This is a genomic window from Mesorhizobium sp. WSM4816 (genome assembly GCF_055811535.1).
This window is the reverse complement of record NZ_JBVVQR010000006.1, coordinates 189,519-201,742: the sequence shown is the minus strand read 5'-3', so window position 1 is coordinate 201,742 and position 12,224 is coordinate 189,519. Positions and strand designations below refer to the sequence as shown.

Here is a 12,224-nt window from a genome sequence, read left to right as displayed (position 1 = left end):
GGGAAAACCATTCCTGCCGGGTGGGAGTTGAGGGAGCCGGGATTGGACGCATCATCGGCCAAGCTGCAGGTGGCAGGCTTTTACGACAAGCCGAGCGGGTCCATCCAGTATGTCGTTGCCGACCCGCAGACGCGACGATGCGCAATCATCGATCCGGTCCTGGATTTCGACGAGAAGTCCGGCAGCACTGCCACGAAAAATGCCGACGCCCTGCTCGACTTCATCAGAGATCAACGGCTGGTTGTCGAATGGATCCTCGACACCCACCCGCATGCCGACCATTTCTCGGCGGCACACTATCTCAGCACGAAGACAGGAGCGCCGACGGCGATCGGCGAGAAGGTCGTCGACGTCCAGAAACTGTGGAAGGCAATCTACAACTGGCCGGGGTTTCCTGCCGACGGGTCCCAGTGGAACAGGCTGTTTGCCGACGGCGAGACCTTTTCGGTCGGCGGCGTTCCGGCAAAGGTGCTTTTTTCGCCGGGCCACACGCTGGCCTCGATCACCTATGTGATCGGCGACGCCGCTTTCATCCACGATACGCTGTTCATGCCGGACAGCGGCACGGCGAGAGCGGACTTTCCCGGCGGCAGTGCCGCGCAACTCTGGCGCTCGATCCAAAATATCCTCGCGCTGCCGGACGAGACACGTCTGTTCGTCGGTCATGACTACCAGGCGGAGGGGCGCGAGCCCTTGTGGGAGAGCACGGTCGCGGAACAAAAATCCAAGAACACCCATGTTGCCGCTTGCAGGACGGAGGCCGATTTCGTTGCGTTGCGCGAGGCGCGCGACAGGACGCTGCCGATGCCGAGGCTGATCCTGCACGCGCTGCAGGTCAACATGAATGGCGGGCGCCTGCCGGAACCGGAATCCAACGGCCGCCGCTATTTGAAATTTCCGTTGGATTGCCTTTGAGGGGCGCGGGTCCAACTTTTGCAATCTCGGCGCCGCCCCTCATCGCCCTGCCGGATGAGGGGCAGCGCAGAGGCCAGCCAGTCTAGCTTCAGGGTTTTGTTCGGCGGACTAAATGTTCATACGTGATTTGCCAAGGGTTGCTCTCGGAAGATCTTTCCTCGCCGATCCAATGGAAGCTGTTGGCAGTGATCTCGGTGAAACGCCATCGAGTTTTCAGACCGCGCGAATCCGTGCCGAGTTGGACAATGTCCTTACCCTCGGCCCGCCCGATCTGGCGCGAATAATCTCGGTTGAGCGGGTCGTTCCATATGATGTGCCAGCCATCGATCCCAGGATCGAAGATGCGCAAAGTCGTGCCATACATCGTGGACGGCGCAGGGCGCTTGGGCCTGATCCAGACGTCCTGAATCGCGCGGCCTTCGAGCACCCAGCCAAAATGGCATTCTCCGTTCCACTTCTGGATTGTGCCGTCATCGCGGTAGTGGACCGTGTCCATTTCCCAGCTTCCAATTAGCCATCCATACAGGTTCATGTCTTTCGCTCGGTCGGCTGGAGGACCTTCGGATCCGAGAGCGGTGAGAAACGGAGAAATCGTCATCGTCATACTGCCTTTGATTTCCAAACAGGCGAGCTCAACTGCCCAGCGCAACCCTGGAGGCCCATTGTCGCGCCCGCTTGCCGCAAGCGCCGCCTCGTGAAATTTCGCGACGGAAGCTCGTGTCGGCGCCGGAACATTGCCGCCACAATTTGCAGCGTTGCGGATTCCAGGGCTTGGGGAAAATTGCTATAATGCCGCTATGAGCCGGCCACCACACCGATGATTGAGCGGTTTATGGCGACGGATCGGGCGTTCGCGAAGGTGCGGCGGAACCGGCAGCCCTAGCTGGAATATGGCACCAAGGGACAGTTCTCCACAGCAGACGGCGGACCCATAAAAAAAACGGCGGCGCCAGTTACCTAGCGCCGCCGCTATTTGTTTCCGCCGGAGGTTTTACACCGCCGGCTGCGCCTCGATGGTGCGCAGCGCCTGCATCTGGCGCTTGGCTGCGGCCTTGACCGCGTCCTGCACCTTCTCGAAGGCGCGCACCTCGATCTGGCGCACGCGCTCGCGGCTGATGTCGAACTCGGCCGACAGCTCTTCCAGCGTCAGCGGCTCCTCGGCCAGGCGGCGCGCCTCGAAGATGCGCCGCTCGCGCTCGTTGAGCACGGCAAGAGCGCCGGACAGCATGCCGCGCCGGTTCTCCAGTTCGTCCTGCTCAATCAGCGCCTCTTCCTGGCTTTCGTGGTCATCGACCAGCCAGTCCTGCCACTCACCGGACTCGCCTTCGCTCGCCCGGATCGGCGCGTTGAGCGAGGCGTCGCCCGACAGGCGGCGGTTCATCGACACCACTTCCGCTTCCGACACGTTGAGGCGGGTGGCGATCTCGGCGATCTGCTCGGGCTTCAAGTCGCCGTCGTCGAGCGCCTGGATCTTGCCCTTCACCTTGCGCAGGTTGAAGAACAGCCGCTTCTGGTTGGCGGTGGTGCCCATCTTGACCAGGCTCCACGAGCGCAGGATGTATTCCTGGATCGAGGCCTTGATCCACCACATGGCGTAGGTGGCGAGCCGGAAGCCGCGCTCCGGTTCGAATTTCTTGACGGCCTGCATTAGGCCGACATTGCCTTCCGAGATCACCTCGCCGATCGGCAGGCCGTAGCCGCGATAGCCCATGGCGATCTTGGCGACGAGCCGAAGGTGGCTGGTGACGAGCTTGTGCGCAGCCGTTGTGTCCTCGTGCTCAGCATAACGCTTGGCGAGCATGTACTCTTCCTGCGGCTGAAGCATCGGAAAGCGACGGATTTCTTCCAGGTAGCGGCTGAGGCCGCCTTCGCCGGAAACGATACTGGGTAGTGACTGGGCCATGATAGCGCCCCTCTCTCTTGGAGTGGTGCCCCCTAACGCGGCGGGCATAAATCACGAACGCCAAAAGGCTCGTTCGCGACAGCGGATGTATACAGGAACAAAACCAGAAAGGACAGCATTTGGTTCAACACGAAACAGTGTGTCACGCCAAAGTGAACAACGCGGGTCAGGTTTTTGCCGATCTGGTTTTGAATGGATGAAGCCGGTTCAGAGTCTGCGGAAGCCGTCCACGAGTTCCTCCATGTCGCTCGGTAGCGGCGCCTCGAACCTCATCGGTAAATGGGTAGTCGGATGCCGAAATTCAAGCAGGCGGGCATGTAATGCCTGTCGCGGAAAGGCCTTTACCCGGCCTTTCAGCGGCTCGGGCAGCCGGTTCGCCTTGGTGCGAAAGGCCTGGCCGTAATCGGGATCGCCGACGACCGGATGGCCGATATGAGCCATGTGGACGCGGATCTGATGGGTGCGGCCGGTCTCGAGCCGGCATTCGACCAGACTCGCCGTGGCAAACTCCTTTTGCTGCTCGCCAAAGCGCTCGACCACCGTGAAATGCGTGACGGCGTGGCGGGCATCGTCGCGGCCCTCTGGCACCACGGCACGGCGCACGCGGTCGGCGGCGCGACCGAGCGGCTCGTCGACCGTGCCTGTCGGTCTCATCGGAATGCCCCAGACCAGCGCCAGATAGGCGCGTTTGAGATCGCCGGTCAGGCCATGGTCGGCAAAGGCCTCCGACAATGATTTGTGGGCGCGGTCGGTCTTGGCCACGACCATGACGCCGCTGGTCTCCTTGTCCAGGCGGTGGACGATGCCCGGCCGCCGCACCCCGCCGATGCCGGAAAGACTGTCGCCGCAATGGTGGATCAGCGCATTGACCAGCGTGCCGGTCCAGTTGCCGGCACCGGGATGGACGACCAGCCCCGGCGGCTTGTCGATGACGATCAATTCATTGTCTTCATAGAGGACGTCGAGCGGGATGTTCTCGCCTTGCGGCTCCGCCGGCTCCGGCTCCGGCATGTCGACCGATACGCGTTCACCGGCTGCCATCTTGCGTTTGGTCTCATTGACCGGCTGGCCGTCGACCTTGACGGCGCCCTGCCGGATCAGCATCTGCACCCGGCTGCGCGACATGTCCGGGCCGAGCTTGCCCGCTAGCCATTGGTCGAGCCGCTGGCCGGCCGCATCGGTGCCTGCTTCCAGCACGACCGATCCGTCTGGCGATCCCCCGTTTGGCGATCCGCCCGTCAATCCATCCTCTATCAATATCGGGGTCTCTTCGTTATGAGCGCTCATCGAAAATCGTTCCGGAATGTTTGCCATGGCTGCTGCCGATGAAGACGAGGAAAAGCCGCTCGACCTCGAAGTCGAAAAGGTGCGCAAGAAGCTCGTCCGCTTCGTCGCCATCAATCTCGGCCTGCTGTTCCTCGCCCTTATGGTGGTGATTGCAGCCCTTGTCTACAAAACGCGCACCGCGCCACCGGCAGCCCCATCCCTTGCCGGCGACATCCAGGTGCCATCAGGCGAGCCGCTGACCGGCGACATCGTGATGCCGGTCGGCGCCAAGGTCATCAGCCAGTCGCTTTCCGGCAACCGCGTCTCCATCGATGCGGAGCTTGCCGACGGCAGCCGCGCCATTCTTGTCTACGACATCACCGAGCGCCGCATCATCGGTCGCTTCTCGATCCGCAACAAATGACTGGTTTCGCCGAAAATCGCCGCGTCGCCAGCGTTGCGCTTGTCGTCGCCAATTACGATGAGGCGATCGCCTGGTATGTCGACAGGCTGGGCTTTTTGCTCACAGAGGACGTCGATCTCGGCGGCGGCAAGCGCTGGGTCACGGTGGCGCCGGCGAACGGACAAGGCGCGCAGCTGCTGCTGGCCGAAGCGTCGGACGATATGCAGGCAAGCCGGATCGGCAACCAGACCGGCGGCCGCGTCTTTCTGTTCCTCGAGACCGACGATTTTGCCCGCGACCACGCGGCAATGCTCGAAAAGGGCGTCGAATTCCGTGAGGCGCCCCGCTTTGAGCCCTATGGCACGGTAGCGGTTTTCGCCGATCTCCATGGAAATCTCTGGGACCTGATCGAGCCAAAACGATAGCCTGCAACGGATATTTTCCCGGCAACATTGACTGCCAGAAGCCCAGTTGCTTTTTCCCGGCCGTCAGCCTATATCGCCGGTTCTTGAACGCGCCCATCGTCTAGCGGTCAGGACACCGCCCTCTCACGGCGGGAACAGGGGTTCGATTCCCCTTGGGCGTACCAAGGACTTCATCGACTTAGCGCTCTTGCGGTCTTTTACATCGAGCATTGGTCGATAAACGACCATGTATGGCCGCGAATGATGGCGGACCTTAAGGTCCGGAGGCGCTGGACGCAACCGTGGGCATAGGCCCCGCGCGTGCGATAAATGCCTGGAACCCTACTCGGAAGAATCCGAGCCTTTGACCGGACACGGCTATTTGAAAGACTGACTTTCACTTTTTTGTTGCATCTTTTGCAGCTAGTGTGTATTTATACACATGAAAAGTGCAGACGTGATCAAAGCCCTGGAGGCTGATGGTTGGTATGAAGTTGCTCGAAGGGGCAGCCATGCACAATTCAAACACAAGAAGAAAGCCGGCAGAGTCACGGTTCCGCACCCCAAAAGGGATATTCCTTTGGGAACCTTGCGGAGCATTGAACGTCAATCCGGTCTAAAGCTGAGGTAGATACAATGAAGCAGTATATCGGATTGATCCATAAGGATACCGACAGCGACTTCGGTGTGTCCTTTCCCGATTTTCCCGGCGTTGTCACCGCCGGCACCGATCTGGACGACGCTCGTGCTATGGCTGAGCAGGCCCTTGGCTTTCACATCGAAGGGCTTGTCGAAGATGGCGAAGCCATTCCAGAACCCTCCAGCTTGGAAGGCGTCATGGCCGACGCCGATAATCGAGACGGCGTCGCGATCTTGGTTGCGGTGAAGACCGAAGCCAAGAAAGCTGTCCGCGTGAACATCACGCTCGCTGAAGATGTTCTAAGCCAAATTGACGCCTTTGCTGAGGCGCACGGTTATACCCGGTCCGGCTTTATCGCGAAGGCGGCTCAAAGAATCATCGAGCTTGAGGGCGGCCGAAAGGCTCGCAGCGCTTAGCTTCCGTTTGCGCTACCCAGGCCTTCCAATGCAAGTGTCCCTATGGCCTGGCTTCTGGCGCATCGTCGCCGGTTGATTTAGCATCTCCTGATACTCCTCGTGCCAGGCACAAGGCAGCACAACCTCGAGCGGCACCGGGGCGAAGAGAACACGAAGGCGTCCGGCTGCCAGGGAGGAAGGCCAATGCAGAAATTGCAATCGCAAGGCGTCCATCACATCACGCTGGTCGGCGCCGGGCGCCAGACCTCGATCGACTTCTGGGAGGGCGTGCTTGGTATGCCTTTCATCTTCGAGCAGCCCAATCTCGACAAGGCCAGCGAAAGCCACCTTTATTTCGATCCGGGTGACGGCCGGCTGATCACCATCTTCACCGACGAGAGCCGCACGCCGGAGAAACGGCGCACGCCGACCGATCCGGGCTGCGTCCATCACATCGCGTTTGCGGTGTCGCGGGTCACCTTCCTGCAGGCGGTCGCCCGGCTCGACGAGCGCGCCATCAAGCACAGCGGCGTCAAGGATCGCGGTTTTATGGATTCGATCTACTTCGAGGATCCGCTCGGCCTGCTGATCGAGCTCGCTTCCTACCGTTTCGAGCCGCCGGCGGGATTTACCCATGCCGACGTGCTGATGCAGGCGCACAAGCTTCGCGTCGCGCGCGGCGACTACGCAATCGCCGAAGTGCATCTCGCCGACGCGATCCAGGCGCTGGTCGAGCGCTCCCGTGCGACCTTGTCAGAAGACCGCGCGCCGAAAAATCCATTCTGACAACAGGCCAAACAAAGGGAGGACACAATGGCAAGGACGACAACGAAGAATGCGAAGAAGCCGGCCGCCAAGGCCGCTACGAAACCAGCTGCCAAGGCCGCGACAAAGCCTGCGGCCAAAGCATCGAAAGCTTCCGCCGAGCCGGCAGCGAACGTCGCCGCAAAAGCTGCAGGCAAGGCGTCCGCGAAATCCGCGCGGAAGACCAAGGCGAAATCAGGAAAGAAGTCTGCACTGATGCTCAGCATGCTGAAGCCGAGCGTCAACAATATGAGCGTACGGGTGTTTGCGCGCGCGGCCGGGCTCGACCATTCCGAGACCGACGTATGGGGCCACACGCGCTCGCCCGAGTATATGGCGCGAAACCCGGCCCATCTGACGCCGATGATCGAGGACAAGGGCCTGCCAAGGGGCGTGTTGTGGGAAAGCTGCGCCATCATGCAATATCTCGCCAACAAGCACGGACTGGAGAAATTATATCCCAAGGCGCCGGCGAAGCGGGCGATGATCGACAGCGCCATGTTCTACCTGATCGGCACGCTCTACCCCTATGTGGCGCGCGCCACCTATCCTGCGCTGAATTTCCCGCAATATGCCGGCGAGGTCGGCCACAGCGACGCTCATCCCGACAAGAAGGCGGAAGCCCAGAAGGCCGCTATAGCAGCGATAGCCGAGCCGCTGGAGGTCTTTCACAGCTTCTTCAGGAACGGCAAGCCGTTCATCGGCGGCAAGAACCCGTCGATCGCCGACATCCGCCTGGCGGCGACGCTCGAATTCCTGGCCGCCATCGACTACGCGCTGCCCCAATGGGCGAAGGAGTACATGGCGGCGATCGAGAAGAAGCTCGGCAAGGCCTATGCCGAGCCGGCGGCCGACGTGCGCGGCTATATCGCTTATGTGAAGTCGCAGGCCGGGGCGTGAGGCTTTCACTCTCACGGTTTTGCTTGCCCAGGCCGACCGAAACCGAGCTCGAAGGCCCGCCACCTTTTACGGGACGTAAGAATGTTTGAAGCGTCGACGACGAAGCGACGGTTGACCTGGAGGCAGCGGTCCTGATGATCGGGCCTGCGGGTGGCGTCCATGGAAGGGACTGTATATGACCCGCAAACTACCCTTATTCGCCGCGTTCGGCCTGGCGCTTGCTGCCCTGGCGGCGTGTGACCAAACTCAATCGGGAGGAACACAGGCGACGACCGCTGGGCAATTGCCGCCGCCTCCAGCCGACACAATGACGCCGGCACCCGCAACCCCGCCAGCTCAGACAGCCCCTGTTCAGTAACAGATCGTCGTTTTCAAAAATGGAACCCTCGCCCCGGGAGGCGGGGGTTCGCTTTTGCCATTTCAGCTGCGAAGCGGTGCGGCATGACTGATGCTGCGCTTGTCGTTCAGGGACCGAACATCACAAGCTCGGTGAACGACAGATCTCCAAGCGAGGGTGGTCTGGGACCCCTAAAATATTTCAGCCCGCTGTTGGCGCGGTACCACCCGAACAGACCTCCAATCGGCTCCGTGGCGTCGACGACGCAAAGCAGGATGCCGCTTCGCAAGAGAAAGCGCCCGATGGCACCGGCGCACCGGCTCAAATCCGCGAGAGAGCGGCAATAGACGATCTGATAGGATGGGATAAGACCGCGCAATATCCGGCGCGGCATCAATACGAAAGGAAACGCTGCTCCGTCGCAAATGCAAATCAATGACCGGCAGCCAAGTGCTGAGTGCTCCGAGAGTACGTATCTCTCGCTGTCGGACAGCATCGCCATTTCCGCAAGATCGGGACGAGCTTCAAGCACGCGACATGACCGCTGCGCCGAACTAAAAGCCGGCAAGAACGCAAATTGTCCGGTGGTGAAGGGGCGAAAGCCGAGCGCCCAGTTGGCTTTCAACGTTGCGGGCGCCGGCGAAATATTGGTGTAGGTCACGTCCCTTCTCTTGAGAATCGTCGTGACCAATTTGGCGCCATAGGGACGGAATTCTGCGTCGACGGACCAGCTTGAAAGGTTGCAGCGGACTTCGTCGCCTTCCTGCCCGGGATAACGGGTATACAGGGTCAGCACAACGCCGACGATCCGATCGGCCTTCTCCAAGGCCAAGCCGTATTGTGGGAACTCCGCGACGGGAGGCCGCTGCGCCAAACGGGTTAGCGCCTGTATCCAGTAACTCCGGTCACGCTTCGGAAACCCCCGGCACAGGCAGTCGACCACTCCTTGCCAATCTGCTTCGCGAATTGGTCGACAGCGAACGCCAGGAGGGAGAGCGCCAAGCACGGCCATAAGTCGACTTCCAGAATAGGCTAAAGCGCGTTGCGGCTGAACGGATCCAATGCGACGCGCTTTAAGTTCTTGTTTTTATGCATGTCGTTATCGCAAAAACGCTGCGCAGCCTCGGGTCAGGCCCGAGGCATGCTTTTGCGCGACATGCATCTTCGATATGCCTCATACGCTAACACGTTGGTGTACAACGATTAATAATATGTGCCGCATTTAAAGACGACTTTCTGCACTGATCACGAAGACGCAAATCAGATTGGCCACGACGCGTCGACGAGCAGTTCCCGTCGGTTAAGGATTCGTTAACCAAATCTCTATCTACTGGTCGGCAATTCACCTCCAACCCGTGACCACGGATGTACTGGCGCGGTCGAGGTGGAAGGAAAGGTCGGCCATGTGCCGGCCTTTTTGTCTCGCGGGCTATTGTCCCCGGGAAGCCGCGGCTTCAAGCGCAGCGGCATGCTGATCGGGCCGCCGATTCAGCCAAGCGTTGTTTGGTGGCGTTACCTCGAGCGATCGGACCGGTTCACCAGATATCAGTGTTGCCCGCGTCTCGCATTGACATGGCGTGCCAATTCCGGCGTCTCGAAGACGTAGTCGCTCCAGGCCGATTCCGGAATCTGACCGGCCAGGTAGCATTCCAGCAAAAGACTTTGCTCAGGGCTGAGGGGTCTCGGCGCGCGCTCATGGTCCAGTCTCAGCGAGTGAAGCAGATTTCTGGTCACGTCCGAGACAGTGAAGTGAATCGACATGTGTTCGGTCTCCTTTGACCATTTAGCGCATCACCCAAGGGATCGGGATCGATCTCCGCTCCGTTGCCCTTCGGTTCGGAAGGACCATGCGCCAAATCAAAACGCCACAGCGTGTGTTGTGCGTCCAAAGCGACGGGCGGCACTGCAATGGCTGTTTAACGTCGAAGGCCGGATAAGGTTCAACGCGGCTGCCGGCAACGCCGATCAGGCAGCCCGAAACCCACCAGTCAGCTCTCGGCCTGCGCGTCTGACCGAACCGCTGCGGCAGCTGCGCAGCAACGTTTTCGGGGCGGCCGGCTGGCTATTCGCAGACCATGCGGACCCGTTTCCCAGGTTGGCTGACGTTCCTGCAGGTGAGCGGTTTCGCCGGCTCGGATGACGGCGTCGGCGGTTGTTTGGCAATCCTGGCGATTTTCCTTCTCGGCGCCGCGGAGGTGTCGATTTTGCGGGCCGCCGCTGTTTCCGGCGTTTCGCGCGCCGCAGGAAAGACATCGGTCTGCAGCAACTGCCGCTGTTCGGCTTGCGCCTGCTGCTGCGGCCGGTCCCAGAACCGCCGGACATCGAGCGGCCTTGGAATGACGACGGTGCCGTCGTAGCTGCGCGAGCAGCCGCCCCCTAGCAGCAGCATCGGGCACACGAAAAAAGGCAGGATCCGTCGCAACATCGGCAACACCCTTGCGGGATCTATAACGCGGCTTCGGTTCTACCGACAACCGTCGGAATACACTGCGGGCAAGGCTAGCGCATGACCCGGAGAATCGGAATCGATTTCGCTGGGGATCATGCGCAAAAATCAAAGTGCCGCAGCGTCCCTGGCGCGACTTTGGCGCGATTGGGAGCGGGCATGGACGATTGCCTGCCCAAGCCCATCAGCCCTAAGCCCATTAGCCCCAGGCGGCGTCTTGCTCGAAAAGGTCCGCGGACGGGGAAATCCACGCGCGGGATAGCCACGTCAGCCTGTCGGGTCCAGCCGATTCGGCGACGCGTTGCGACAAGACTATGGTGCGATCGCACCATACCAAAGCATGCGTCCGGTTGGAACAATAAGCGCATTCGAGTTCCGCTCCTCCAGTTACGGGCGGGAGCAGCGACCGCCGGCAAGAAGCAGGGTCAGATTTACCCCAACGGACCTGCTTCGGCGATGGCACGGCCATGACCTCCTTGGCCGCATGCAACGCGCTCCCGCCCGGATTTTCTTTTTCGGCGCCAGTTGTTCGCCTGTCCAGGCAAATGCCGGCCGCAATTCGCGCAAGCTGCTGATTCCAGCGGCAAACCACGGCTGTACCGGCGAGACCCGCGGCCCTTCCTTTTGACAGGGCTGTGCGGCGGTTACCGGGCTGACATCAAACTGTCATGTGACTGTAATAATCGGGGGCTATGGCCTCAGCGGGCGCCGAAGGAATGGCGCCGAGAGACCATTTTTCCGAACAGGAGCAGGCCACATGAAGAAATTCCTCCTTACGGCGTCGGCCGCGGCGCTTGCGCTCGCCGCGTCGGCTGGTTATGCCGCCGCGCGCGACCAGATTCAAATCGTTGGTTCGTCCACAGTGTTCCCCTTCACGACGGCTGTCGCTGAAAAGCTCGGCCAGAGCGGAAAGATCAAGACCCCGGTCGTCGAGTCGACTGGCACCGGCGGCGGCATGAAGCTGTTTTGCCAGGGCGTCGGCGAAAATACCGCCGACTTCACCAATGCCTCGCGCGCCATCAAGGACAGCGAGCTTAAGACCTGCAAGGCAAACGGCGTGACGCCGGTCGAGATCAAGGTCGGCTTCGACGGCATCGTACTGGCCAACTCGAAGGCAGGGACTGTCGTCGATCTGACCAAGGAACAGGTTTTCAAGGCGCTCGCCAAGAACGTCGCTGTTGACGGCAAGGTCGTCCCCAACCCCTACAAGAACTGGTCGGATGTCGATGCATCGCTTCCCGCGACAAAGATCGAGGTGCTTGGCCCGCCGCCGACATCCGGCACGCGCGATGCGTTCGTCGAACTCGTCATGGATGCGGCCTGCCAGGAAGAAGTGAAGGCGGCTAATGAAAAGGGCTGCGGCGAGATCCGCGAAGACGGCGCTTTTGTCGAGGCCGGCGAAAACGACAATCTGATCGTCCAGAAGCTGGAAGCCAACCCCAATGCCTTCGGCGTCTTTGGCTTCTCGTTCCTTGACCAGAACGCCGACAAGCTGCAGGGCCACAAGGTCGACGGCGTCGAGCCGACTTTCGAGAACATCGCATCAGGCGATTACGGCGTTTCCCGCTCGCTCTTTGTCTATGCCAAAAAAGAGCATGTCGGTGTCATCCCCGGCATGCAGGAGTTCATCGCCGAGTACACCTCGGATGCTGCATGGGGTCCTGATGGTTATCTGGCCGACAAGGGCCTGATCCCGCTGCCGGACGCCGAGCGCGCCAAGTCGGCCGAAAACGCCAAGGCCCTGAAGGGCATGGGCTCCTGATGTTTCGGGGTCGAGCCTACCGCTCTGACCCCTCATATCCTAAAGCACA

At 60.8% G+C, this 12,224-nt stretch carries 14 protein-coding genes, 1 tRNA gene and 1 pseudogene; 10 read left to right on the top strand and 6 right to left on the bottom strand.

What is annotated here, in order from left to right:
- The first annotated feature begins 42 nt into the window (after nucleotides 1–42).
- The gene (locus AC0L3H_RS10400) at nucleotides 43–915 is read left to right on the top strand and encodes an MBL fold metallo-hydrolase (RefSeq protein WP_023797072.1); all 873 of its coding nucleotides are present in this window, start codon (nucleotides 43–45) and stop codon (nucleotides 913–915) included.
- A gap of 88 nt (nucleotides 916–1,003) precedes the next feature.
- On the opposite strand, the gene AC0L3H_RS10395 is transcribed toward AC0L3H_RS10400, so the two are convergent.
- Nucleotides 1,004–1,519 carry a hypothetical protein gene (locus AC0L3H_RS10395; RefSeq protein ID WP_473585381.1) on the bottom strand — a complete coding sequence of 172 codons (516 nt, stop codon included), beginning with the start codon at nucleotides 1,517–1,519 and terminating at the stop codon, nucleotides 1,004–1,006.
- Between the two features lie 207 nt (nucleotides 1,520–1,726).
- Between AC0L3H_RS10395 and AC0L3H_RS10390 the strand changes: the two are divergent.
- Nucleotides 1,727–1,798: pseudogene (locus tag AC0L3H_RS10390) on the top strand (DUF2274 domain-containing protein); the annotation flags it as partial.
- A gap of 108 nt (nucleotides 1,799–1,906) precedes the next feature.
- Here AC0L3H_RS10390 and rpoH read toward each other — a convergent pair.
- Nucleotides 1,907–2,818 (bottom strand): RNA polymerase sigma factor RpoH, encoded by a 912-nt coding sequence (gene rpoH, locus AC0L3H_RS10385; RefSeq protein WP_473515481.1) that lies wholly within the window; start codon nucleotides 2,816–2,818, stop codon nucleotides 1,907–1,909.
- 207 nt (nucleotides 2,819–3,025) lie between these two features.
- Entirely contained in the window at nucleotides 3,026–4,105 is a 1,080-nt protein-coding gene (locus tag AC0L3H_RS10380; protein WP_473585380.1) for an RluA family pseudouridine synthase, read from the bottom strand.
- Nucleotides 4,106–4,130: 25 nt separating this feature from the next.
- Here AC0L3H_RS10380 and AC0L3H_RS10375 point away from each other — a divergent pair, with 25 nt between their 5' ends.
- From AC0L3H_RS10375 to AC0L3H_RS10345, 7 genes are all read left to right on the top strand, one after another.
- Nucleotides 4,131–4,508: a fimbrial protein gene (locus tag AC0L3H_RS10375; protein WP_473585379.1), complete on the top strand. Its 378-nt coding sequence runs from the start codon at nucleotides 4,131–4,133 to the stop codon at nucleotides 4,506–4,508.
- Nucleotides 4,505–4,912, top strand: a complete 408-nt coding sequence (locus tag AC0L3H_RS10370; RefSeq protein ID WP_473585378.1) for a VOC family protein — start codon at nucleotides 4,505–4,507, stop codon at nucleotides 4,910–4,912. Before AC0L3H_RS10375 ends, AC0L3H_RS10370 begins: the two co-directional genes overlap by 4 nt.
- An 89-nt stretch (nucleotides 4,913–5,001) precedes the next feature.
- Nucleotides 5,002–5,076: transfer RNA gene (locus AC0L3H_RS10365), tRNA-Glu, on the top strand.
- A 257-nt stretch (nucleotides 5,077–5,333) separates the two neighbouring features.
- On the top strand, nucleotides 5,334–5,522 hold the full coding sequence (locus AC0L3H_RS10360) for a type II toxin-antitoxin system HicA family toxin (RefSeq protein WP_473494700.1): 189 nt from the start codon (nucleotides 5,334–5,336) through the stop codon (nucleotides 5,520–5,522).
- Nucleotides 5,523–5,527: 5 nt separating this feature from the next.
- Nucleotides 5,528–5,947, top strand: coding sequence for a type II toxin-antitoxin system HicB family antitoxin (locus AC0L3H_RS10355; protein WP_473585377.1), 420 nt, complete (start codon nucleotides 5,528–5,530; stop codon nucleotides 5,945–5,947).
- Between the two features lie 183 nt (nucleotides 5,948–6,130).
- Nucleotides 6,131–6,712, top strand: a complete 582-nt coding sequence (locus tag AC0L3H_RS10350) for a VOC family protein (RefSeq protein ID WP_473585376.1) — start codon at nucleotides 6,131–6,133, stop codon at nucleotides 6,710–6,712.
- A 27-nt stretch (nucleotides 6,713–6,739) separates the two neighbouring features.
- Nucleotides 6,740–7,630 (top strand): glutathione S-transferase family protein, encoded by an 891-nt coding sequence (locus AC0L3H_RS10345; protein WP_473585375.1) that lies wholly within the window; start codon nucleotides 6,740–6,742, stop codon nucleotides 7,628–7,630.
- 464 nt (nucleotides 7,631–8,094) lie between these two features.
- Here AC0L3H_RS10345 and AC0L3H_RS10340 read toward each other — a convergent pair whose 3' ends face one another.
- The 3 genes from AC0L3H_RS10340 to AC0L3H_RS10330 all read right to left on the bottom strand — a co-directional run bounded on the left by AC0L3H_RS10340 (nucleotide 8,095) and on the right by AC0L3H_RS10330 (nucleotide 10,392).
- Nucleotides 8,095–8,793, bottom strand: coding sequence for a hypothetical protein (locus AC0L3H_RS10340; protein ID WP_473585374.1), 699 nt, complete (start codon nucleotides 8,791–8,793; stop codon nucleotides 8,095–8,097).
- Between the two features lie 719 nt (nucleotides 8,794–9,512).
- Complete coding sequence (locus AC0L3H_RS10335) at nucleotides 9,513–9,728, bottom strand: hypothetical protein (protein ID WP_473585373.1); 216 nt, start codon at nucleotides 9,726–9,728, stop codon at nucleotides 9,513–9,515.
- Nucleotides 9,729–10,029: 301 nt separating this feature from the next.
- Nucleotides 10,030–10,392, bottom strand: a complete 363-nt coding sequence (locus AC0L3H_RS10330) for a hypothetical protein (RefSeq protein ID WP_473585372.1) — start codon at nucleotides 10,390–10,392, stop codon at nucleotides 10,030–10,032.
- Between the two features lie 778 nt (nucleotides 10,393–11,170).
- Here AC0L3H_RS10330 and AC0L3H_RS10325 point away from each other — a divergent pair.
- Complete coding sequence (locus AC0L3H_RS10325) at nucleotides 11,171–12,175, top strand: PstS family phosphate ABC transporter substrate-binding protein (protein WP_091593258.1); 1,005 nt, start codon at nucleotides 11,171–11,173, stop codon at nucleotides 12,173–12,175.
- Nucleotides 12,176–12,224 lie beyond the last annotated feature (49 nt).

Bases quoted from the DNA above. Each gene is read 5' to 3' on its own strand.
- AC0L3H_RS10395 (WP_473585381.1), bottom strand. From the start codon at position 1,519: ATGACGATGACGATTTCTCCGTTTCTCACCGCTCTCGGATCCGAAGGT.
- rpoH (WP_473515481.1), bottom strand. From the start codon at position 2,818: ATGGCCCAGTCACTACCCAGTATCGTTTCCGGCGAAGGCGGCCTCAGC.
- AC0L3H_RS10380 (WP_473585380.1), bottom strand. From the start codon at position 4,105: ATGAGCGCTCATAACGAAGAGACCCCGATATTGATAGAGGATGGATTG.
- AC0L3H_RS10375 (WP_473585379.1), top strand. From the start codon at position 4,131: ATGGCTGCTGCCGATGAAGACGAGGAAAAGCCGCTCGACCTCGAAGTC.
- AC0L3H_RS10370 (WP_473585378.1), top strand. From the start codon at position 4,505: ATGACTGGTTTCGCCGAAAATCGCCGCGTCGCCAGCGTTGCGCTTGTC.
- AC0L3H_RS10360 (WP_473494700.1), top strand. From the start codon at position 5,334: ATGAAAAGTGCAGACGTGATCAAAGCCCTGGAGGCTGATGGTTGGTAT.
- AC0L3H_RS10355 (WP_473585377.1), top strand. From the start codon at position 5,528: ATGAAGCAGTATATCGGATTGATCCATAAGGATACCGACAGCGACTTC.
- AC0L3H_RS10350 (WP_473585376.1), top strand. From the start codon at position 6,131: ATGCAGAAATTGCAATCGCAAGGCGTCCATCACATCACGCTGGTCGGC.
- AC0L3H_RS10345 (WP_473585375.1), top strand. From the start codon at position 6,740: ATGGCAAGGACGACAACGAAGAATGCGAAGAAGCCGGCCGCCAAGGCC.
- AC0L3H_RS10335 (WP_473585373.1), bottom strand. From the start codon at position 9,728: ATGTCGATTCACTTCACTGTCTCGGACGTGACCAGAAATCTGCTTCAC.
- AC0L3H_RS10330 (WP_473585372.1), bottom strand. From the start codon at position 10,392: ATGTTGCGACGGATCCTGCCTTTTTTCGTGTGCCCGATGCTGCTGCTA.
- AC0L3H_RS10325 (WP_091593258.1), top strand. From the start codon at position 11,171: ATGAAGAAATTCCTCCTTACGGCGTCGGCCGCGGCGCTTGCGCTCGCC.